A 1,868-nucleotide genomic window follows, 5' to 3' on the forward strand; every position below is an offset into this window, starting at 1 on the left:
CGTCCGTGCCCTGGGTCCGGTCGGCCTCGGTCGGCGGCGCGGGCCCGGCGTCTCGGTCGGGCGTCGTCGGGGTGGGGGGTGGCCGTCGCGTCCGGCCCGGTCTCGGTCGTCTCCTCCTCGGCGAGGTCGGTGGCGGAGCCGATGCCCGGCGTCGGGTCGAAGCCCACCCAGCCGACGTCGTCGAAGTACAGCTCGGGCCAGGCGTGCAGGGTGTCGGACGTGTTGGCGTACACGGCGAGGCCGTCCTCGGTGCCGATGCGCTCGCCGGGCGCGAACCCGACGACGACCCTCGACGGGATGCCGAGCGAGCGGGCCATGACCGCCATCGACGAGGCGAAGTGCACGCAGTAGCCGGACCGCGCCTCGAGGAACTCGGCGATGACCTCCACCCCGTTGCCGTCGTAGCCGTCCTCGACCGGAGCGGTCTCGGAGTACTCGAACGAGCCGTCGCGGAAGTAGGACTGCAGCGCCATCGCCCGGTCGTAGTCCGAGCCGGCCCCGGCCGTGACCCGGCGGGCCGTGGACTCGATGACCTCCGGCATGGCCGGCAGCTCGAGGTAGGGGCGCACGCCGAGGCCGTCGGGACGTCCGGCCGAGCGCACCTCGTCCTCGGTGGGGGTGCGCGGCACGGACCGCACGACGTAGGACTGCCCGTCGGTCGTGGCGCTGCGCGAGGAGAGCGTGAGCCCCTGCTCGTCCAGGCGCCAGGTGCCCTCGAGCCCCTGCACGGACTGGACCGGGTACGGCACCGGCAGGCGCGAGGAGTCGAGCTCGCGGATGCGCACCGACGTGCGGACCGCCTCGACGTCGTCGCGCTCGTCGGCGTCGTCGTCGGGCCGCTCGTCGTCGCCGAACCGCGCCGGGCCCGACGGCTCCCACGTGGTGCCGTCGAAGTCGCGCAGCGTCGCCACCCGCAGGTACAGCGCCTGGTCGGCGGTGGTCGTGTACTCCAGGGACGTCACGGTGGCGCCGCGGCGCAGGTTCGAGCCGAGCTCGAGCATCGGGTTCACGCCGCGCGAGAAGACCTCCGGCGGGGTGCCGCCCCAGTCCGACGCGAGCGTGGCCACCCGGGGCAGCGCCGTCGGCAGCAGCACGCTCAGCGCCAGCCGCCCCGACCGCGATCGCCGTCGCGGGCACGCGGTGGACGCCGAGCGGCGCGCCGCGCACGGACGCGACATCCTCGAGCCGCAGGAGCAGCAGCCACAGGGCCGCGACGAGGACGAACACCGTCAGCGACGGCTCGCGGCCGACGATGAGCGCGGGGCACACGTACATGCCGACCCAGACGACGCCCACGCCGACGGCCGAGGCCAGGGTCACCAGGAGCGCGTCCAGCACGATCGCCAGCAGCCCGAAGGCGGCGGCCAGCACGAACGAGATCGGCGCGACCGGGTCGACCGGCGCGACCTCCTCGACGACGACCCGGCCGGCCTGACGGCCGACGTCCAGCAGCGCGGGCACCGTCGACGGCGTGGGGACGAGGCCGGCGATCGTCGTGGACGGGGCGAACGTCGCGGCCACCACCACGAACCAGACCACCACCCCGACGACGGCCGGCGGCAGCCGGACCGCCCGCGCGACGGCGCAGCCGAGCAGGCTGGCGGTCATGACGCCGACGGACGTCCACCACCAGCCCCAGCCCTCCACGACCAGCTGGAAGCCGCTGAGCAGGGCGGCGAGCGCGACGAGCAGCACGGCGGTCTGCACCCACGGGGTGAGCAGCTCGCCGCGCGTCGGCGCGGGGCGGTCAGCGCGCAGCACCGGCAGCCTCCACGTCCCTCCGTGCCACAGCGTCCGCCAGGTCGTCCGACGACCGGTACCCGCACGCAGCGGCCAGCCGCGGTCCTCCAGGACGCCCACGGCCGCGG

At 75.4% G+C, this 1,868-nt stretch carries 1 protein-coding gene and 1 pseudogene; both read right to left on the bottom strand.

Annotation, left to right across the window (positions count from 1 at the left end; translation table 11 throughout):
- On the bottom strand, window positions 1–542 hold a 542-nt coding region (locus AC2W7G_RS15225), incomplete at its 3' end, for a transglutaminase-like domain-containing protein (RefSeq protein ID WP_485869182.1).
- A gap of 129 nt (window positions 543–671) precedes the next feature.
- Window positions 672–1,860, bottom strand: a pseudogene (locus AC2W7G_RS15230) (TgpA N-terminal domain-containing protein); the annotation flags it as partial.
- Between the last annotated feature and the right edge of the window lie 8 nt (window positions 1,861–1,868).

This window comes from Aeromicrobium sp. PFPM2_SD2, assembly GCF_057364525.1.